We start from the raw sequence: 21,998 nt of genomic DNA, 5'->3' as shown, positions 1-21,998 counted from the left end.
ATTAGCCCTCCTTCCGTAATCCGCGGTCATATGCTTTTAACAGCGCTTTTCTTGCCATGACCTTTGTTAAATGCAGCCGGTATTCTTTTGAAGCATGAAGGTCGCTGTCAGGATCTGCATCCACAACCGCAAGCTCTACCGCTTGTTCAAGGACATTTTCCGTAAGGCTTTTGCCTTCTAAATATTCCATTGCCTCTTCCGCGAGCAGGGGAACTGCTTCAACCCCGCCTAAGACAATTCTTGCATTCTCGATAATACCATCATCATCCACCGACAGCAGGCAGGCAGCTGCAACTAGAGCAAAGTCGCCATGTCTTCTGCTGAACTCTTCAAATGCATAGCCATTCGGCTGGTTTAGCGGAACATGAATCTCCGTAAGAATTTCCTCCGGCATCAGTTCAGTTGTTAAATAGGTAATAAAGAAATCATTGATACTTGTAGTCCGTTTGCCGTCAATACTATCAATTACGATTTCGGCATCCAGTGCCAAAAAGCATAGCGGCAGTTCTGCACTTGGGTCAGCATGGGCCACGCTGCCGCCGACCGTCCCTCTATTTCTGGTTTGAACATGGCCGATAAATGGGACCCCTTCTGCCAAAAGCGGAATATGTTTTTTAATGAGCTCATGCCGTTCCAGCTCCCGTTGAGTGGTCAAGGCACCAATCTTTATCACATCGTCCTCTAAACGGACGCTCTTCAGCTCTTCTATTTGGTTGATGTCAATCAGACACCCCGGTTCAGACATCCGCATATTCAAAATGGGAATAAAGCTTTGCCCTCCAGCAATGATTTTCCCTTCACTGCCGTACTCGTCTAAAAGCTTAACGGCTTCTTCTAAATCTGCCGGACGATGATAAGTAAACGTTGCCGGTTTCATGTCTGTCCCCTCCTTCCTTAATCAGCAATATTTACTTTTTCAAGCTCCTTTTTAATCTTTTTGAAAAAGTCTTTAATGATCAGTTTAGCAACGCCGCCCAGCATGCGCTGGCCGATTGCGGCTACTTTTCCTCCGACTGCTGCTTCATAGGTATATCTTAGTTCTGTATGTTGATCATCCACTTGCACTAATTGAATTTCTGCTTCGGCCTCAACAAATCCTGGTGCTCCTTCCCCATTCACAATGAGCTTATAGGAATTTGGCGGGGTTAAATCTGTCAGGCGGATAGTAGCATCATATTTCCCTTTTACTGCGGCAACGCCGACAGACAGGTCAGCGACATAGACATTGTCTCCCTGTTTATTTAATTGGTTACAGCCCATAATGCAGTTTTTTAATACTTCCGGGTCTAGTAAACTAGTAAAAACTGTTTCTACTTTTCCATTTAATTGAATAGCGCCTTCTCCATTCATCACAATTCCTCCTCTGGTTACATTTTTACAGTATTTTTATTGTGAATCTTTGACCAAATCCGGTCTGGCGATAATGGAAGCTGGTCAATTGAGACATGTAAAGGTTTCAAGGCATCTGTTACAGCATTAGCCAGTACAACTGGAGCACTCATCGTATTTCCTTCCCCTAACCCTTTCGCTCCAAGCGGTGTTATTGGAGAAGGTGATTCAATATGTTTAATGGTTACCTTCGGAATTTCTGTTGCGGTTGGACAGAGGTAATCCATGAAACTTCCCGTTAAAAATTGACCTCTCTCATCATAGGCAAGTTCTTCATACATCGCGGCTCCAAGCCCATGGGCAAGACCGCCCATAATCTGGCCTTCCACAATATTTGGATTTAATAGCTTGCCGGCATCGTGAATGGTCGTATAGTCTATTATCTTTACTTCGCCTGTTTCAATATCGACTTCAACCTGAACGGCGTCAAAGACAAATCCGTAGGTGACAGAACCATTGACAATATCTTTTTCGTTCGGCGACTTCGCGACAGGCAGTGTATAGAAGGCGGTTTCATGAATGCCCGGCTCTATTCCATTTGGAAGACCTTCCGGATTCCAATGCGCTAAACCGACTGCTCTTTTAAGAGATACACCTTTTTCCGGATCATTTTTCACACTGACTTTACCATCGCTGATCACGAGTTCTTCTGCCGGTACATTTAACTGGCTGGCCGCGATTTCAAGCAGTTTATTTTTCACTTTTTGAGCAGCTTGATAGACAGCACTTGATCCAATTGGTGCAAACCGGCTGGAATAACTTCCTGAAGCGACGGACCAAGGGCTTGTGACGGTATCCATTTCTGCAATGACCCGGATAGAAGCAGGATCAACGCCAAGGGCATCGGCCACAATTTGCGCCGTAACCGTTTCATGGCCCTGGCCGGTTGGAACTGTACTGATTCGTACCGTAATGCCGCCCTGTGGATCGATGGAAACCGTTGCTCCCTCTGAACATCCTGATTTCGGCAGTGATTTTGCGCGTTCTTCCGGTGTTAAGGCAAGCGTGATATATCCCATGTTCGAACCAGACGGCTCAACAATACAGGCAAATCCTAAACCTAAATATTTACCATTCTTCCAAGCCTCTTTTTGCTTCTGTTTAAATCCTTCATAATCGATCGATTCAAGTGCCAGGTTTAAAGCTTTATGGTAATCCCCGCTGTCATAGATTCCACCAGTAGCAGTTTGATAGGGGAATTCTTCTTTTGTAAGCAAGTTTTTCTTAATAACTTCGATTACATCAAGTCCCAGATCTTCTGAGATGATTTGCATCATTCTCTCAAGCGGGAAATAGTGCTGCGGACCGCCGTATCCTCTGATAAGACCCGTTGGACTTTTATTGGTGACAACGGCAATCGCCTCTACCTCCAAGTTTTTAATTCGGTACGCCCCGGTTGCATTGGAATGGGTCCGGTAAAGGGATGCAGGTTCTGGGGCACGGATATAGCCGCCGACATTATCGGCATATTTCATTTTTAACCCTAGAATCGTTCCATCTTTTTTCACCGCTGCTTCAATCCAAGAGACACGGTCGGTACCGCTGGAACTGGCCGAAAGGTGTTCCTGGCGGTCCTCCGTCCATTTCACCGGAACACCTAGAATTCTTGAGACAACTCCCATCAGCACCATGTAAGGGAACACACCGGATTTGATTCCATAGCTGCCGCCTATATCTTTTGGTGTGATAATCCTTAGTCTGTTACTTGGCACCTTGAGGGCTGCTGTCATAACAGAGTGAAGCGTGAAAGGGCCATGGAAGTTTGCCCAAATCGTATAGGCATCCTCACTTTTGGTATAGTTTGCAATGACACCGTAGTTTTCAACAGGCGTTGCACTAACTTTTGGAAAATGAAATTTCTTTCGAATGACACGGTCCGCATTTTTAAACGCATCTTCTACATTTCCATAATTGAAAAAACGATGATTGACAATATTGCTGCCAACTTCCTCATGAAGGACTGTTGATTCCTCTGAAAGGGCATCTTCGATATGGACAACAGGGTCCAATGCTTTATACTCCACTTTGATTAATGACAGTGCGTCCTCTGCAATATAGCGGTTTTTAGCAATAACTACTGCAACCGCTTCTCCAACAAAACGCACTTTTTCTACTGCGATTGGATAGTATTTAACAGGAACCCGTACACCAACAGGGAATGGTCTCGTCAGTGCTGCCACCTGTTCACCAGTGACAACCCCAATGACACCTGGCAGCTTTTCTGCCTCTTCCGTATGGATTTGAATAATCTTTGCATGTGCATGCGGGCTTCTTAAAATGGCTGCATGATGGATATTGGGCAGCGGAGACAAATCATCCATATATGTTCCTTCACCAGATACCAATCTTGCATCCTCAACACGTTTTAAAGGTTTTCCTATATAACTCAAGCCTGCTTACCTCCTTTTACTCCATTTCAACCAATTTCATATGACAATACTGATTTTCAGAAACAGCCGTATGGATTGAATCCGTTTTCCATTTCAGCGGCTGGTAACTTGCTTTGTTTCTGCAGCTCATAATTTCGGCTGCAATGCTTAAGGCTATTTCTTCAGGTGTCTCTGATCCAATATCAAGCCCAATCGGGGTATGAATCCGGTCCTCCATAAATGCTGGAATGGTGACGCCTTGTACTTGAAGATCTTTCTTTAAATTTTCAAATCTCCTCTTAGGGCCTAATAAGCCGATATAAGCGGGATTCTCTTTCATTAACCCTTTAAGATAGACAAGGTCCTGCTCATAGTGATGGGTCATAATTACCGCATAAGTATTCTCATTTAATTCCAACCCCTCAGGAAATCTCCTTGGGGAAACTAGTTTTAATTCATCCACATTTGGAAAATTCTCTTCGGTTACATAACCCGGACGGTGATCCACCACTGTGACATGCCAGTGCAGCAGCTTTAATTGATTCGCTAATGAAGATGCATCCGGCCCAGCACCAAATACAATAATGCTTGGAGTTGGTGTAATCGTTTCCAAAAAAATTGCAGCATTCACAGCCTTACCATCAATAAGGAAAGATTGACTTTCGATGATTCCATTTAATTTATTGAATGGCAGATAGGTTGTATCCATTTCATTTGGTTCAAAAACAGTACCTGGAGACAGCACTTCATGTCGATCCGAAGTTATGACGGCACCAAGTGTGAAAGGTTCAGTACTGGAATATTGCCGTTCAAAAATATTCATCATGTTCTCGGCTTCTTTTTTTCTATTGACTGGATCTATGAGGGAAAGCCATATCGTGATTACTCCGTTACACCCTACCCCTAATCCCCAGGGTGCATCATCGTCATTTCTTAAGTCATAGACGATTTGTTTAGGGTCACCTGTTTCAAATACGTCTTTTGCATGTTCGAATAAATCTTGTTCAATGCATCCGCCGCTTAAAACTCCGACGATGGTTCCATCTGATTGTATAAGACTTTTTGCACCGACTTGGCGGTAAGATGAGCCTTTTTTATCAATAATGACGGCAAGAACGGCTTTTTGATTGTTTTGTATGCATCTCTTTAATTCTGTGATTATCAAAGCTCATCACCTCATTTCATCTTGCTTAATTGAATTATAGAAATTCTCTAAATATTCTAGTTGCAAATTTCTATCATACACATCTTTAAAATTTTATTAAAAAGGGGTAAATCGTTTAAAGATTTACCCCTTTTCAAATAAACTTCTATATTTAGTTGGTGTGCAGCCTTCTCCTTTTTTAAAGGTTGTGGCAAAATAGCCGGCACTGGTAAAGCCCATTTGATGGGCGATAATCTCAATTGGCAGAGAGGTCATTTTCAGCAATGACTTCGATTGTTCTATCCGATAGGCGGTCAAATATTCGACGAATGTGACGCCCATCTCTTCCTTAAACAATCGGCTGAAGTGGGAAGGGCTTAAATAAACGGCATCCGCCACCATATTTAATGTAATCGGTTCTTTAAAATGTTTTTGAATATATTGGATCGATGATTGGATAGGATTGGCAAGGTCTGCATTCACAGGTGTTTCATTTGGTTCAATAAGATAGCTGGTTTCTGCTGAAAGGCTTTGAATGCTAATTCGATTAAAAATTTGTTTTAGTTCACTTTTTAAAAACGGTTTCAAAAGAAAGGCGGAAAACCCAAGGTTAATAGCCCTCTGGACATCTTCAAATATTTTCAACTGGGTAAGGACAATAACGGAAATGGATGGATCCCATTGTATGGCCTTTTCCCCCAGTTCAAGGCCATTTCCGTCAGGCAGGGAAATTTCGACGACTAGAATAGACGGCCTCAGCTGTTTAAGCATTAATAGCCCTTTTTCATAAGAATCCGCCTCATGGACCGAAAAATAATCATACTCACTGGATTGAATAAACTCTTGAAGGGAATAACGGCTCTCATATTCATCATCAACTATTAACAAATTTGGCAAGGCCTAACCTCCCATCCCGATAATTTTTAAAATTTTGCTCTAATGATAGAATTTTAGAAATCAATTTTGGATATCCATGTTTAATTTTTTGCGCATGATTTTTCCATAGACCGTTTTTGGAAAAGATGATTGAAAGGTGTATTTTCTTGGTCTTTTATAATTTGAAAGTTTTGGGTGTCTTTTACAGAATAGGTCTAGTTCATTAGCTGTCAGGGTCTGATCATTAGGTACGATGTGTGCCGTCACAACCTGTCCCCATCGTTCATCAGGTTCCCCTGCAACCACAACTTCCTGGACCTTTGGATGTTCCAATAAAACAGATTCCACCTCAAGCGGGTAGATTTTGTCGCCGGCATAAATAATCATTTCATCAATTCTGCCCGCCACGAAGAGATCGCCCTCTGCATCTTTATATCCTAAATCACCTGTATAATACCAATTATCTTTGACACTTCTTTTCGTGATATCAGGTTTGTTCCAATACCCCTTAAATGATTCCGGTGAACCCATATGCACAATAATTTCCCCTATTTCTCCGTCCTTTACCCTGTCATCCGGGGTTTTGGTACGGTATACATCAGGCTCTATGATTCTAATATTCTGGTGGATTCCTGGCTTTCCAACAGAGCTTGGTTTCTCTGTTACCCGGTCGCAAAATGTAAACGTATAGATTTCAGTGCTGCCGTAGTGATTTACAAAATGCTTGGGCTGGAAAACTTCCTGGCATAATCGAATTAGTTTAGGCGACATCGGCGCCCCTGCATAGACAATCGTATGAAGCTCGTCAAATCGATTCCTTTTTGATTCCGGAAGCAGAGCGATGTCATGATACATATTAGGGAGTAAATATAAGACACTTATTTTCTCTTGTTCTATCAGCTGGACAGCATCAGATGGATCCCAGTCTCGTAAAACGACATAGGTGCCATTTAACATCATCATACTAATGAGTGACCTTAGTCCCATTGTATGATTGAGAGACATGACACCTAAGGTAGTATCATGCCACTGGTAATGACATTGGAAGATGTGTGAAAATGATGAAGCATATTCATTTTGATGGGAGCGGGGAACACCCTTTGGATTGCCCGAAGTCCCCGATGTATATAGAATAACGGATAAATCCTCCTCAAGGATTGGGCCTGGCTGAAAATCTTCTGCCGGCTGCTTTACCAGCTCCTGATAGTTGATATCCCCTCCAAATCCATCAATATTAATGAAAAGAGGACGTTCTATAAACTTTTTTCTATCAATTAAATACTCGGTTGCTTTCCCGTATATGACAAACCTTGCCTCTAAATCATTCAGACAATAATGAACAATCTCCTGGGATTGCCGGATATTGATGGGTGCAAAAATAGCCCCTAATTTTTGAATGGCCCAGAAAAGCACAACGGCCTCTATACGGTTTTTTAATAGCACGGCTACCCGGTCCCGCTTTTTTACTCCAAGCCTATGCAAAGAAAAAGCGGCAGCATTTACCTCCCGCTCAAGCTCCCGGTATGTGTACGTTTGATTTCGATCAACTACTGCCATTCGATCAGGATGCCTTTCGACAGCATAACGAAAAACTTTACTTAAATTCATTCGGCACTCTCCTTAACATGAAGGATTAAAGGTCGGATTTTTCTAATACAAATTATTATACAACAATTCGACACAACTTTACACAATTTTCTAAAAAGTACCCATTTTCTGCCTTAAACATCAAAAGAATTGGATAGATGGACATTTTTCAATAATTTGGCCCTTACAAATAAAACAATTCCGAAGAATGTACAGGCCGTAATACTAAATAACAAATATATATCTCCTAATTTGAACAATATGCTGCCTAAAATAGGCCCAAGCGCCATCCCCATATATCTAAAAAAGTTGTAAACACCGATGGCTGTGGCCCGGTTCATCACAAAAGCACTTGTCAGGAGCGTCGTTTGAACAGGAAGGGATAAACCCAAAAACAGTCCAAAAAGGACACTTGAAAGAATAAGGAGGATCAAGGAAACTTTCGCAAAAAAGATAAACAAGACGATTCCCAATACATTAAAAAGGGAGGTAAAGATAAGGCATTTCTCTGCCTTGAACCTTTCCTGCAATCTGCCGCCAAAATAGCTTCCTATTAAGATAGATAATGACAATGGCAAAAATAACAGCCCTTTTTGTTCCATACTAAGAGAATAGCGGGAGGTTAGGATTTCCGGCATAAAGATTAAATAATTATAAAAAGAATAATATTGAATAAAGCCCAGCAAAACAACAGCCATTCCAACCGGATTTTGAAAAACCAAACTAAAATACTTCAGTTTAAATTTATTATTTTTATGCTCTTGGCTTTTGGTTTCAGGAAGAAAAAAGTAATTAGCGATAAAAATGAGCAGTCCTGTAAACGAAAGAAATAGAAAGATGAGATGGAGATGAAACATCCCCGCTAAAAACCCGCCGGCAACCGGTCCTAATACAGGGCCAAGTGCCATCAGCATTTGAAAGGTCCCCATTGCCCTGAATCGTTCCCTGCCTTGAAATAAATCACCAATAACCGCGGTGGCCGCCACAGAACCAGAGGCAATTCCAATTGCCTGAACGGCCCTGAACAGTAAAAATAAATAAATTGAGCTTGATATAGAGCAGCCCAATGAGCCCAGCAAATAAATAAAAATCCCAAATAGCAATACCTTTCTTCTCCCTTTGAGATCAGAAATCGGTCCATAAACCATCTGCATAAATGCAAGCGTAAAAGTAAAGATAGAGATGCTGATATTGGCAAGCAGCTGGGTTGTTTCAAAGATGGATGTCAATTCGGGTAAAAGAGGGGCATAAATCGTCTGTGTAAATGGACCAAGAAACGAGGCCAAGGTCACAATATAAAGGATTTTCGTATTTTTCATCTGCATGATTTTACACCTTCCTGCCCCTAGTAAAAGATATACTTATGTTTTATACTAACTATTCCCTAAAAAAGACCAAGTTCCTACCTAAAAAGATAGGAACTTTTATTTTTCTATTCTTTAAAATGTTCTCCCGGTAAAAGGTCAAAGGAAACCTGCTGCTGTAAATAATCATGTTCATTCATATCATTCATTCCAGGTATTTGAATTTTTTCATATTCCATCGGCTCGCTGTTTAATGGCACCGTACAATCGAATCCAACTTTTGAACCTACCCCCTTATTGGTAGATGGGTCAAGTTTCGAACCAAGCGAACCATTAATGACAACCAAATCCTTTTCTGCCTGGAATCTGGTCGCTAATGCCCATTCCACTTCTTCCAAATTGTATATATCTACATCTTCATCTACCACAATGACATGTTTGACATCATAGTGGCCCGCAAAGGCTGCCAGAATAACGTTCTTGGCTTCCCCTTCATTTCTCTTTTTCATTTGTACAATTAAATGATAACGGCAGGTGCCCCCAAGGCTAAGATGAACATCTTTAACGGTCGGCACTGTATTTCTTAAGGCCCGTAAAAGGCTGGCTTCACGCGGGATTCCGCCTAATAATAGATGTTCATAGCTGGATGCAAGAATGGTTTGGAAGATTGGATTATTGCGATGGGTAATAGCCGTTATTTCAATCACCTCTTTATTGCTTTTTGGGCCATAATATTTTGGAAATTCCCCAAACGGTCCCTCAGGTTCACGAACATGAGGCAAAATTCTGCCTTCCAGCACAATTTCCGCATAGGCCGGAACATTCACATTGATGGTTTTACATTTTACCACAGGCTCCGGTTCCCCTTTTAAAGATCCGGCAATTTCCATTTCATCCTGCCCTAAGGGTGCGATCGCCTGTGAAGCTAATATACTGACTGGATCCACGCCTATAACAATAGCAATCTCTAATGGTTCTCCCTTTTCCTCTGCTGCTTTATAAAAACTATATAAATGTCTCGGAAGAATGAGAGCACCTAATTTATTTTTCCCCGAAACCTGCAGCCGGTGAATCGAAACATTTTGATTCCCTGTTACAGGGTCTTTTGCAATAGCGAGACCGGCGGAGATATAATGGCCGGAATCCTTTTCATGGTGAATCGGAATCGGCAAAAGTTTTAGCAGGTCCACATCCTCACCCATGATCACATTTTCATGTACAGGTGCCTCTTCACTAGAAACCTGCAAACAAGGGGTTGGGTGGTCAAGCGCATCTAAGAATTTATCGGTGATTTCCTGCTCAGGAATCCCCATTGCCATTGCAAACTGTTCTCTAGTAGATGTCATGCCGGACACAACAGGAATATGATAGCCCTCTACATTTGAAAAGTAGGCGGCCTTTTTACCATCCAGCTTTTTAGTAAAAGCAGCAATCTCATATTCTAATGATACATTCTTATCAATGACTGCTAATTGTTCTTCTTTTTTTAATTTACCTAACCAACTGCGAAGTGACTTACAATTATGCATATGATTCACCAGCCTACATTATTTTTTTTTGGATATTTTTAAATGGAGAACAAAAAGGCTAGGGTTTCCTAACCTTTTTTTATATTCTTAATTCCTTACAAGATTATTACTATTTTGGTATATTTCATATTTTCCCTCTCTAAGCTTTCGCCGGAGGATTTTTCCTACATTGCTCTTAGGAATACTTTTAATAAAAACATATTTTCTTGGCCGTTTAAAATTGGAAAGTTTGGGGGTATTTTTACAAAACTCATCAAGCTCTTGAATCGTGATGGAAGGATCCTTAGGAACAACAAAGGCTGTCACAATCTGTCCCCAGCGGTCGTCCTGCTCACCTGCAACGGCAGCCTCCAGCACCTTGGGATGCTCAGATAAAATGTCTTCCACCTCAATGGGATGGACATTCTCACCACCTGAGATAATCATGTCATCCACCCGCCCGATCACGAACAAATCGCCATCATCATCAAACACACCTAAATCGCCTGTAAAATACCAGCCATCCCGTATTGCTTTTTTATTGGCATCGGGTCTGTTCCAGTAACCTTTAAAACTTTCAATCGAGTTGATGGATACAATAATTTCCCCTGTTTCTCCTTTGCCGACAAGATCATCAGGTGCAGCATTCCCATCAGGATCAGGCGTGATTAAACGAATGCTTTGATGGAAGCCCGGCTTTCCGGCACACCCCGGCTTTTTTGTGACATCTGAGCAAATGGTAAAAGTATAGACTTCAGTGCTTCCATAGTGATTCACAAACACGTCCGGCTTCAATAACTCCACACATTTTTCCGTTAATGCCGTTGTCATCGAAGCACCCGCATAGCCAATCTTTCTTAAAGCTTTAAGGTCAAATTGGAAAAAATCAGGATGATTTAAAATATCATGATATAAAGTCGGCACTAAGTACAAGGAGGTGATTTCTTCCTTACTTAAGATATTCAGTGCTTCTTTTGCATCAAAATCCGGCAATGCTGCATATTTTCCATTTAAGAAAGCGATAGCCAGCAAGGAACGCATTCCCATCGTATGGTAAAGCGGCATGGTCCCTAATGTACTTTCATTATCGACATACTTATTTTGAATAATGTGAGCAACCGCAGCGGAATACTCATTTTTATGACTCCTAGGAACGCCTTTTGGTTTTCCTGTTGTCCCGGAGGTATAAAGCATAAGGGCGATATCCTCGTCTTGAATGTTTGGTTTTATGTAGCCTCCCGGACTGCGGTCAACCAGTTCACTGTAGTAAATATCTGCTCCCGCCACTTCACCCACCCCTATTAAAATCGGGCTAAAGTGAAAATTAGCATGTAAAACAGCCGTTTCGCTAGCGCTTTCATAAATAACCGCAGTGGATTCGGAATCATTTACACAGTATTCCACTTCTTTCGAGGACAGTCTGAAATTGATTGGGGTATAAATAGCACCTAGTTTTTGGAGTGCCCAATAAATCACCACATTTTCATGACGATTCTTTAATAAAATCGTAACCCTGTCATTTTTCTTCACTCCAATTCTTTGAAGGGAAGAAGCTGTTTTTATAATTTCTTTATTTAATTGATTATAAGTGAACCTGCGATTCCCTTGTACAAGGGCGATTCGATTGGAATATCGTTCGACCGCAAAGTCCCACATGGCAGATAAATTCATCGATTCAACTCCCCCCTATTTTCTCTATCACAACTGGGTTTCCAAATTAGAATGATTTCAAGCCTCAATTGCTCTTACTTTTTTCATCTTTTTTGTATTCCAAAGAAACTGATCTCTATACTCTTTAGGTGTTTTTCCGACTATTTTCTTGAAGGCAGTTGAAAAATAACTTTGATTTGAAAAGCCGGAACTATTAGCAATAATCTCAATCGGCAGGGATGAAAGCCTTAACAGCCCCTTTGCCTTTTGGACTCTTACAAAGGTTAGATACTCGATAAAAGTCATGCCTGTTTCTTCCTTAAAGAGCTTGCTGAAATAAGATGCGCTTAAATACACTTGATCTGATATTTCTTTTAATGTGAGAGGATTCCCATAATTGGCTTGAATATATTGAATGGCGCTGTTGATTGGGTTTTTCAAATCATTTGCTTGTATTTGTGTCATACTATTAGGTATTGTACTTACGTTCATACCTAGTCCTGGAGGCAGCAGCCGGTCGAAGGTCTGTAAAAGGTCATGTTTCGCTAATGGTTTTAAAAGATAGGAATCAAAACCTGCATTAATGGCCATTTGAACTAATTCAAACATTTTCAAATGACTGACAATGATCACAGGAAGGGATGGATAAAGCTCTAGTGCAGTCCTTCCAAATTTGATGCCGTCCATATCGGGTAAGGAAATGTCGAGTATCAATACACTGGGCTGATTTTGTTTAAGAAGCATCAGGCCCCGCTGCGCACTTCCTGCCTCATATACATTTAAAAAGTTATATGGTGAATCCTTGATAATTGAACAAATTTCTTTTCTTTCTGCTCCATTGTTATCAACAATGAGAATATCCGCCATTTATATCCCCCTATCCCAATAATAAATAATGATTAAAATGAAAAGTTCAAAAAATATATTATCTATTTTTTAATTTTTTAATTATTACTAATTTTCCAGCTATATAAATAATGTTAACAAAAGAGGGAGTGTGGATATTTCAAAATTTCTATTTTATCCTTTTTAAAATTCTATCTACTTTCTCTTTTAAAAAAATGGCTGTTAAACTTGGCTGTTGCTTTCCGCTCCAGTCACTTGCTTTCCGCAGGCGTGCGGGGAGCCTCCTCAGCGCTAAAAGCTCCTGTGGGGTCTCCCGCAGGAGTCAAGTGCCTTCCGCTCCAATCAACACTAAAAAATAGACAGTGTCCTTCGTTAGAAAAAACACTGTCTCTCAATATACCTTTTTACTCTAAACCGGACCATCTGGTAAATAAGTTTGCTTCAATGTTAAATTGATCAAGTGCCTTGCCGACACTTTGATTCACGATATCATCAAGGGATTGAGGCAGATGATAAAAGCTTGGAACAGGAGGCAATATGACTCCTCCCATTTCTGTAATGGATTGCATTAATTTTAAATGTCCAAGATGAAAAGGTGTTTCCCGGACCATTAAAACTAATTTCCTGCGTTCCTTTAATGTTACATCTGCCGCCCTGGTGATAAGATTGTCATTAAAACTATTAGCAATTGAGGATAACGTTTTGATTGAGCATGGGGCAATAATCATCCCATCTACTTTAAATGAGCCGCTTGAAATAGCTGCTCCAATATCTGATGTATCATACAGATAGGAACACATCGATTCTACCTGGTTGATGGTATAGTCAGTTTCATGATGAATGGTCTTGACGGCGGAAGAACTAATAACGGCATGTGATTCAATATCCAGCTCTCTCAGTGTCTCCAAAAGCCGAATGCCATATATAGCTCCGCTCGCTCCTGTAATGCCGATAACCATTTTCTTCTTCATCTTGTTACCCCCCTGTTGATTGTATGATTCTTCATTATGTGGTAAGGCCTTTACTGATAAATCTTCGGCTTAATTTCCGTTGATTGAAGGCGACAAAAAGGAATAATAAAATCCCGATAATGTCCGTTATCGTTTCCGGAATGATCATGGTTATGGCAGAAACAAGCGAAACAATCCGAATCCAGCCTGACATATTCGTAAAAAAGTATCCTACCGTGGCCGCCACTAATCCAATAATCCCAAGCAGTGTGGTAATGGTAACCCAAGCTATTTCTAATGGCTGACCAATCATTAATAAGGCTGGGTTTAAGACAAACACAAATGGTATTAAAAAGGCTCCCGCTCCTAAAACCAATGCCCTCACACCCGTTTCATTCATCGAAGCACCTGAAATACCAGCAGCACTGTAAGCAGCAAGGGCAACCGGCGGTGTAATCATCGATAGTACAGCAAAATAAAAGACAAACATATGGGCAGCAAATAGATTAACACCAAATTCTTCAAGTGCCGGTGCCAATAATATGGCGGCCATAATATAAGCGGAAGTGGTAGGCATCCCCATGCCAAGAATAATACAGCCGAGCGCCACCAATATTAGTGCAAGTCCTATGTTTCCAAACGATAATTCAACAATAATACTGGTAAATTTCAATCCTAATCCTGAAAAACTGATTGTCCCGACAATAATACCCGCCACGGCGCAAGGAATCGTCACTTTTACAGATTGTTTAGCACCGCTTTCTAATGCAGAAAGAATATCCTTTATTTTTAAGAAAGTGTTTTTCCTTAAATAACTGACAGCCAGCACACTGACAATGGACCAGAATGCCGCTGTTGATAAGGTAGAACCTGAGAAAATTAATATAATTAAAATAACTAACGGAAGCAGCAGATGAATTCGATCCTTCAGTTTCTCCTTCTCTTCTTCTAATGCTTCATCCATTAAGCCTAGTTGATCCTTTGAAGCTTTTAAATGAACATAGACGAAAACAGAAATATAATAGAGTAGAGCTGGAATGAGAGCTGCATAAATAATTTTTACATAAGGCACTCCAAGCATTTCTGCCATTAAAAAGGCGGCCGCACCCATAATCGGCGGCATTAATTGCCCGCCTGTTGAGGCCAAGGCCTCTATCGCCCCAGCATCTCTTTTGGAATACCCGGTTTTTTTCATTAAAGGAATCGTAAAAATACCCGTACTGACTACATTGGCAACAGCACTTCCGCTGATGCTCCCCATCAGGCCGCTGGATACGACTGCAGCTTTAGCCGGACCGCCCTTTGATTTACGGGTAAGCTTGAAGGCGATATCAATAAACAATTTTCCGCCGCCGGAAATCTCCAAAAAGGCTCCAAACAGGATAAAATAAAAGACATAATCTGTCGCAACACCGATGGGAACACCAAAAATCCCATCAGGTGATAAAAACAACAAATCAACCATTCTAGTAACATCTAAACCGCGGTGGCTTAATAATCCGCCTAAATAAGGCCCGGCAAAACCATATGCTATGAAAAGAACAGCCAAAAGTGTAATGACATAACCTACCGTTCTTCTTGATGCTTCCAGAAGGAGTAAAATAAATAATGCACCCAGCCAAAAATCTAAATAGGAAACATCGTCAACAAACCAAATTCTTGTACTCAAACGATTTGCTTCTACGGTGACATATACCCCAATAATAAGCGGTAATAGAATGAAAGCTATATTCAATAATTTTTGAATGATATTCCTTTTTTCTTTTCCCAGCGGATATAAGGCAAAGGCCAATGACAAACCGAAGGAAACGTGAATCGATCTTTGAACAATAGACGGAAAAGCTCCTTCCATTGCTGTATACATCTGAAACAAAGACCATACAATCGCAATAATTCCCGGAACAGCAAACCTTTTCATCTCATTCCCTCCTTAAAATTACTTTTCAGCATGTTTAACTCAACTCGACTTTTTCCTTATTCACTGCCTTTTTCCTGATACCTGTAATAGTGGAGTGGATGGAGATTTGATCAGGATTGCATGTAATTTCGATTAAGGAAGTTTTGTTGGATTCTAATGCATTAATGAAAGCCTGCTCAAATTCTGTATCTGATGATACCCTCTGACTATAAACCCCAAAAGAGCTTCCTAATTCAACAAAGTCTGGATTTCCCAAAGATGTTCCTATTTCACGATAAGGGTAAGCGATTTCTTGAAACATCCGTATGGAACCATGCATATTATTATTGAAAATGAGTGAAATAATGGGAACCTTATATCGGACTGCTGTTTCTAATTCTTGAATCGTCATCATGATCCCGCCATCACCTGAAAGTGATACAACTGTTCTCTCGGGCTGTGCCAATTTCGCCCCCACTGCTGCAGGCATTGCATACCCCATTGCACCAGATGCTGCCCCAATATAGGATTTAGGCGAATTAAATTTAAAGAAGGTTTGAACCCATCCAGCAAAATTCCCTGCATCATTTACCAGGATTGCATTTGCAGGAAGATACTGCTGTAAGATGGATATGATTTGCTTATTATCAACACTTTGTTCATGTTTGTGATTCTCAACATACGTAACATCCTCAAATATTTTCCTGCGTTCGATTGCCCAAGATTCCCATTTATTCTGTAAAATATTGGTGTTTTCCTCGTTAATTAGTGCAAGTAAAGCCTCATCGGCATCTGCAACAATTCCCAGACTTGGTTCGTAAACTTTTCCTAACATTGAATATTCAATATCAATATGAATCATTGTTTGATCATCGGAAATGATGGAATACCCTTGTGTCGTTGTTTCAGAAAACCTGGTACCAATGGCAATAATCGTATCAGCTTTTTTAACCGTTTCTTTTATGCCATCAAAAGTTCCCATGCCTAAATGTCCTGCATACAAAACATGATTATTTGGAAATACATCATGTCTTCTAAACGCCGCCATTACTGGAATTTGATATTTTTCAGCAAAAAGCAGCAAGTTTTTTTCAGCACTCGAAAGGTTTATTCCTGCTCCAGCTATAATGACAGGTCTTTCCGCTTTCCTTAAAAGACCAAAGAATTCCTTAACCTCATTTTTTGACGGCCTCGGTTTCGGACAAATGGACTTATTTTTAATTTTTAATTTTGCGCTTTGCTTTAAAATATCCTCCGGCAAAGATACTGCAACTGGTCCAGGACGTCCGCATTTTGCCACTCTAAAAGCTCTTTGGACCAATTCTGGTATTCTATTGACCTCATTTATTTCTACAGTCCATTTACATAAGTCTTTCAAGAAAAGGTCTAAATCTACCTCTTGAAACCCTTCCCTGCCACGAAAGGAACTTTTGACCTGGCCCAATAGGACAACCATTGGTGTTGAGTTTTCCTTAGCCGTATGAATACCAATTGATAGATTCGCAGCCCCTACACCCCGTGTTGCCATTACTACTGCAACCTGACCTGAAGCTTTGGCATATGCTTCTGCCATAAAGGAAGCACCACCCTCATGCCGATTAGATATTAATGTAATATCTTTTTCATCATATAAGCCGTCTAAAATTGGAATAAAACTCTCCCCTGGGACAGTAAATACATGTTTAATTTCTTCCTTTTTTAAAATTTCAACAATTGCTTGGCCGCCAGTAAGGCTATTTTCCATTTTTAAAGTACTCCTCTCCCTTTTGTGAAATAATTAGGCTCTCTTGGTTTAACCAAATAGAGCCTATTGAATGAGTAATATTTACTTAATCCAGCCTTTTTCTTTATAATATTTTTCAGCACCTGGATGAAGCGGAATACCTCCAGTAGCATCGGCTGTTATTCCTTTTTCTGGATCATATACACTAAGGCTTTGATGGCCTTTTACCAATGTCTCTTTGTTTTCAGCTATGGCTTTCGTAATTTCGTATGCCATTTTGTCGGATAGGTCTGTGGTTGTTACAAGAGTAGTAGTCAAACCGAGTGCTTGGACCTCTTTGTCCTGTCCATGAAAGACTTTTGGAGGCAGAATAGCCTTTGAATACCCAAATTTCTTTAATTTATCCAAGTATTCATCCTCTACCGGGATAAAAGTTACAGGTGTCTGCAAAGCAATTTCTGTAAATGTCGGATGCCCTTTTGTCATAACTTGAATAAACATATCTGCCTTCCCATCCTGGATAGAAGATTTCACTACATCAAATGTTGTATGCTCAACAGACCCTCCAAAAGACTTGATCCTATCATAATCCAAGCCATATGCTTCTAATACTTGAATAGCAGCGTATTCACCTTGGCTTCCTTTATTTAGAGTAAGCAGTTTTACAGGGACTTTTTTCTCTTTAATATCAGCAATAGAGGTAATTCCGTATTTATCCATAAACTTATTTGTCATGATAATACCGACATAATACTCATCAAAACCACCGGCTAAAACTCTTAAATTGCTATATTTCTTTTTATATCCAAAAGTGCCGTCAACGGCCCAGCGATTATTCAAAGAAAAGGTTAATGCCAGTTCAGCTTCACCCTTATCAAGAATCTGTACATTTCCTAAACCGCCGGCGTATGGAAGGACGTCCACTCTCTCAATATCCTTCACTTTTTTATTTAGAAGTTCAGAAATCGTTGCACCGTAAACATACCACGCACCGCCTTGACTTAATGTAGCCATTCTAAGCGCATTTGAATTAGAATTCGAAGATGCCTTACTACTGCCAGACGGGCCTTTCGAACAGCCAGCTGCTATCAGCAGCAGCATAAGAAAAATAAGGACCATACTTTTTGCCTTTTTCATAAAAATTCAACCCCTTTTCTAATAGATACAGATTTATTTTAGTTAAAGCTTCACAAGAATGGATATGTATTGACATCTCTCCTCTCTCACTTGTAAGCGCTTTAGTAAATATAAGAAATAGCCTTTGCTCCTGAGTATGCGAAATAGCCAGCTATCTTCTTTACTTAATAGTTTCGGAAAACACGAACCTCAAAATGCTTAATTTGAAGATTGAAAGATAAATGGGGTTGATTGAGGTCTTCTTCATTAGGAAAATAATTTGTACTAATTAACCAAATCCTTACTTAAAAGAATAGGGGAAAAAGCATGGTAACAGTTTTAAATTCTTATTTTTTTATTTTTGTTATTTTAATTTTTAATAATTTTCAAATAAATGTAATCTTTGCCTAAGACATGCTTATTAAAGACAGGTATCACCTTTATATTAATGGTTTTTAAGAACACCTTTTAAAGAAGTTTTACCCTTTCTTTACGTGGTTCTTTCCTGATAATCACTTATAATTCCATTTCATAGTTAGTCTTTAAAAGTGCCTTTTAAGATTGTTTCTCTTTTTCCTTAAATGGTTTTGTTTTTAATAGTGCTAATTTAAGAAATAGAAAAGGCCAATCCCGCTGCCAAAAACAACAGGACTGACCTTTTTCTTTTATACCGAGATCAGTGATTGATTCGGTGCCATGTATTTTATTTCGCCATTAATGAGTGTTGCTAAAACAGGTATATCTTTAATTTCCATTGGATCAACTGCTGTTGGGTCACTTTCGAGAATGGCAAAGTCTGCTTTTTTGCCTATCTCAATGGTACCTCTTTCATTTTCTTCAAAGTTTAAGCGTGCCCCATCAATAGTCATCGTCTTTAAGGCATCGATCACATTAATTCTTTGATCTTCTCCTAAGACCATACCTTCTCTTGTTACTCGATTGACAGCTGCCCATACAGAGAACAAAGGAGAGATTGGTGTAATTGGGCAATCAGAATGAAGCGTAAACAGGATATTTCTTTTCTGAGCATCCCGTAATGGATTGATTCGTTCCGCTCTTTCAGGCCCTAAGAATAATCGGCGGTGCCGGTCTCCCCAATAATACACATGGTTAATAAAGAAGGAGGCAGCAATTCCGAGCTCGCTCATTCGATCCAAATCTTCATTCGTTGCTGTTTGCACATGTTCAATCCGGTGGCGGTGATTTGAGCGCGGACTGGCTTCCAATGCATGGGCGTAGGCCTCAATGATGGAGCCAATAGCACGATCCCCGTTCCCGTGAATGGTGACGCGGAATCCCCTATTATGAAGGTTAAGAATTTCCTCATTAAAGGAATCCTGGTCATGCAGCAGCTCACCGATTATTTCCGGTGCACAATGGTATGGATCTCGCAGCGCCCCTGTCAGTCCTTGAATCGAACCGTCTTGAAACAGTTTCGCACTGTCCAGCCGCGCCCTATTAAGGGATCGCCGCTGAATTTCATGGTTAAGCTCTTCTGCAGAATAATCTTTAAAGGGGCCGTTTTCATTTAACAAGAAATGCAGCACCATCAAACGCATGTTCAAAGGATTTAAGCCCTTTTTTAAGGCTAATAAATGAGCATCTAATTCTACAGCCCCATAATCCAAACCGACTCCCGCATCTGAATTTGTGGTAATCCCTTGAGCCAAATAGTCTTGTGAACCCTCTCCAATGCAGGCAGCAATTTCTTCCGCAGTAAGGGGAGGAATGGCTGCTTGCACTAGGTCTAAAGCCGGCAGCTCATGCAATACACCATCTAACCGCCCATTTTCATCTCGGCCCAAATGTCCTCCCTGCGGATCTGGAGTCTGTTCATCGACGCCGGCAATCCTTAACGCTGCTGAATTGGCAACCGCAAAATGAGCGGAGATATGACGAATGAGCACAGGTTTGTCAGGCACTGCTGCATCCAACTCTCTTCTTGTCGGATGACGTTTTTCTTCCAATAAGGTATTATCATATCCCCAGCCAAGCACCCACTTTCCCTCCGGGGTCTCATTTGCCTGCTTTTTGATTCTATCAAGAATATCCGCTATCGATTTATTTGGCGGGGTGGAACAGTTTGCCTGTTTGCGGAACAGCGAGTACATCAACAGGTGATTATGGGTATCGATAAATCCTGGGATGATCGTTTTTCCTTTTAAATCTAAAATATGCTGGTCAAGGGAATAATCTACATCATCCCTTGGCGGCTTGGCATCCTGCCAAATGCCTATGATATGTCCGTCCTTTACCGCCGCTGATTTTGCCACCGTATTATATTTATCAAGCGTCATGATATTTGCATTTACAATTAAAAGATCTGCTTTCACCATTTAGCATTCACCCCTTATTTCATTCAATTTTTACCAGACTTCTAGTCATTACTTGTTACAAGTCTACATAGAGCCTGATAAAGGATGTTTACTCCTTTTTCAATGTCATCCCAAGACGTATGCTCCTCTTCACAATGGCTTTTTCCATCTTTGCTTGGTACAAAAATCATCACTGTATCCGTCACCTGATTTATATACATGGAATCGTGGCCTGCACCGCTGATCATCTTTTTATATGGCTGCTGGATTTCCTTACAGACCTTCTCCAAAGTATCAATGAGGTATGGTGAAAAGTGAACAGGTTCGTTTGACCCGATCTTATCCATCTTGTAATCAATATGATTTTCGTTTGAAATACGGATGATTATTTCTTTTACTTCCTCTACACATGCCGTTAATTGCACCGGATTGGGGTTGCGGATATCAATTGAGAAAGCCGTTTCTCCTGGAATGGCATTGATAATTCCGGGGACGGTGCGGACTTTCCCCACGGTTGCGACTGTACCATCCTGTTTCGCCATAGCCCAATTATAGATTTCTTGAATGATGGCAGATGCAGCAACAAGGGAATCTTTTCTCATAGTCATCGGAGTTGATCCAGAGTGATCAGACTGACCGGATAAGGTTACCTCCAGCCAGGTAAACCCGGCAATTCCCTCAACAATCCCAACCGAAATGTTCTCTTTTTCCAGTATCGGACCTTGTTCAATGTGCAATTCAATAAACGAGGCGATTTTCCCCGGACGGTTTTTCTCCTCCCCAAGGTAACCAATTCTTTCCAATTCAGATTGAAAGGTGATTCCATGCTGGTCAGTCCTATGGTAGACATATTCTTTTGAAAATTTTCCAGTAATGGCCCCGCTCCCCAGCATTTGTGGTGCAAAGCGGGCCCCTTCCTCATTCGTAAAAGAAACAATTTCTACCGGCCGGACAGGCTTAATGCCGCTTTCCTTTATTGTTTCAATGGCCTCTAAAGCAGCCAATACACCTAAGGTTCCGTCAAACTTTCCGCCTTTTGGAACCGTATCTAAATGGGAGCCCGTCATAACAGGGGAAGCGGAAGGGTCTTTCCCTTCAAGCCTTCCGTAAATATTTCCAAAGTCATCCACTCTAACTTCCAAGTTTGATTCCTTTAACCATTGAATAAATAAGGTACGCGCCTCTTTTTCTTGGTCGGTAAGGGCTAATCTGGACACGCCGCCTCTTACTGTTGCCCCTATCTGTGCCATTTTTTCCATGCGGGTCTTTAATCGACTTATCTGAATATGGGACTGACCCTCCATTTGTATCACCTAAAGCCCCC

16 protein-coding genes are annotated in these 21,998 nt (G+C 40.8%); all 16 read right to left on the bottom strand.

The genetic code is table 11. The features are described from left to right. Nucleotide 1: 1 nt before the first annotated feature. The 16 genes from M3183_RS10230 to M3183_RS10155 all read right to left on the bottom strand — a co-directional run bounded on the left by M3183_RS10230 (nucleotide 2) and on the right by M3183_RS10155 (nucleotide 21,978). Nucleotides 2-877, bottom strand: coding sequence for an FAD binding domain-containing protein (locus M3183_RS10230; RefSeq protein ID WP_251469190.1), 876 nt, complete (start codon nucleotides 875-877; stop codon nucleotides 2-4). A gap of 17 nt (nucleotides 878-894) precedes the next feature. Then, nucleotides 895-1,350: an SRPBCC family protein gene (locus M3183_RS10225; RefSeq protein ID WP_251469188.1), complete on the bottom strand. Its 456-nt coding sequence runs from the start codon at nucleotides 1,348-1,350 to the stop codon at nucleotides 895-897. A 17-nt stretch (nucleotides 1,351-1,367) separates the two neighbouring features. Continuing rightward, nucleotides 1,368-3,779 carry a xanthine dehydrogenase family protein molybdopterin-binding subunit gene (locus tag M3183_RS10220; RefSeq protein WP_251469186.1) on the bottom strand — a complete coding sequence of 804 codons (2,412 nt, stop codon included), beginning with the start codon at nucleotides 3,777-3,779 and terminating at the stop codon, nucleotides 1,368-1,370. Nucleotides 3,780-3,795: 16 nt separating this feature from the next. Further along, nucleotides 3,796-4,923 (bottom strand): XdhC family protein, encoded by a 1,128-nt coding sequence (locus tag M3183_RS10215; RefSeq protein ID WP_251469184.1) that lies wholly within the window; start codon nucleotides 4,921-4,923, stop codon nucleotides 3,796-3,798. Nucleotides 4,924-5,046: 123 nt separating this feature from the next. Further along, a complete protein-coding gene (locus M3183_RS10210; protein ID WP_251469182.1) occupies nucleotides 5,047-5,799 on the bottom strand; it encodes a response regulator transcription factor in 753 nt (250 codons plus the stop codon). Nucleotides 5,800-5,859: 60 nt separating this feature from the next. Next, the gene (locus tag M3183_RS10205; RefSeq protein ID WP_251469180.1) at nucleotides 5,860-7,386 is read right to left on the bottom strand and encodes a class I adenylate-forming enzyme family protein; all 1,527 of its coding nucleotides are present in this window, start codon (nucleotides 7,384-7,386) and stop codon (nucleotides 5,860-5,862) included. Nucleotides 7,387-7,499: 113 nt separating this feature from the next. Beyond that, the gene (locus tag M3183_RS10200; RefSeq protein ID WP_251469179.1) at nucleotides 7,500-8,690 is read right to left on the bottom strand and encodes an MFS transporter; all 1,191 of its coding nucleotides are present in this window, start codon (nucleotides 8,688-8,690) and stop codon (nucleotides 7,500-7,502) included. A 107-nt stretch (nucleotides 8,691-8,797) separates the two neighbouring features. Further along, a complete protein-coding gene (locus M3183_RS10195; RefSeq protein WP_251469178.1) occupies nucleotides 8,798-10,198 on the bottom strand; it encodes a UbiD family decarboxylase in 1,401 nt (466 codons plus the stop codon). 87 nt (nucleotides 10,199-10,285) lie between these two features. Then, complete coding sequence (locus M3183_RS10190; protein WP_251469177.1) at nucleotides 10,286-11,848, bottom strand: class I adenylate-forming enzyme family protein; 1,563 nt, start codon at nucleotides 11,846-11,848, stop codon at nucleotides 10,286-10,288. 57 nt (nucleotides 11,849-11,905) lie between these two features. After that, entirely contained in the window at nucleotides 11,906-12,694 is a 789-nt protein-coding gene (locus M3183_RS10185) for a helix-turn-helix domain-containing protein (protein ID WP_251469175.1), read from the bottom strand. A 383-nt stretch (nucleotides 12,695-13,077) separates the two neighbouring features. Then, on the bottom strand, nucleotides 13,078-13,644 hold the full coding sequence (locus tag M3183_RS10180; RefSeq protein ID WP_251469174.1) for a UbiX family flavin prenyltransferase: 567 nt from the start codon (nucleotides 13,642-13,644) through the stop codon (nucleotides 13,078-13,080). A gap of 34 nt (nucleotides 13,645-13,678) precedes the next feature. After that, nucleotides 13,679-15,541 (bottom strand): TRAP transporter permease, encoded by a 1,863-nt coding sequence (locus tag M3183_RS10175; RefSeq protein ID WP_251469172.1) that lies wholly within the window; start codon nucleotides 15,539-15,541, stop codon nucleotides 13,679-13,681. A 34-nt stretch (nucleotides 15,542-15,575) separates the two neighbouring features. After that, nucleotides 15,576-17,264 carry a thiamine pyrophosphate-dependent enzyme gene (locus M3183_RS10170; RefSeq protein WP_251469171.1) on the bottom strand — a complete coding sequence of 563 codons (1,689 nt, stop codon included), beginning with the start codon at nucleotides 17,262-17,264 and terminating at the stop codon, nucleotides 15,576-15,578. Between the two features lie 81 nt (nucleotides 17,265-17,345). Then, nucleotides 17,346-18,380: a TAXI family TRAP transporter solute-binding subunit gene (locus M3183_RS10165; RefSeq protein WP_251469169.1), complete on the bottom strand. Its 1,035-nt coding sequence runs from the start codon at nucleotides 18,378-18,380 to the stop codon at nucleotides 17,346-17,348. A gap of 644 nt (nucleotides 18,381-19,024) precedes the next feature. Then, the gene (locus M3183_RS10160) at nucleotides 19,025-20,695 is read right to left on the bottom strand and encodes an amidohydrolase (protein ID WP_251469167.1); all 1,671 of its coding nucleotides are present in this window, start codon (nucleotides 20,693-20,695) and stop codon (nucleotides 19,025-19,027) included. A gap of 41 nt (nucleotides 20,696-20,736) precedes the next feature. After that, entirely contained in the window at nucleotides 20,737-21,978 is a 1,242-nt protein-coding gene (locus M3183_RS10155) for a Zn-dependent hydrolase (RefSeq protein ID WP_251469321.1), read from the bottom strand. Between the last annotated feature and the right edge of the window lie 20 nt (nucleotides 21,979-21,998).

This window comes from Neobacillus mesonae (assembly GCF_023715155.1).
In the GTDB taxonomy this organism is placed as follows: domain Bacteria; phylum Bacillota; class Bacilli; order Bacillales; family Cytobacillaceae; genus Neobacillus; species Neobacillus mesonae_A.
The sequence above is the reverse complement of the archived record's forward strand: the minus strand, read 5'-3'. Positions and strand labels throughout refer to the sequence as shown.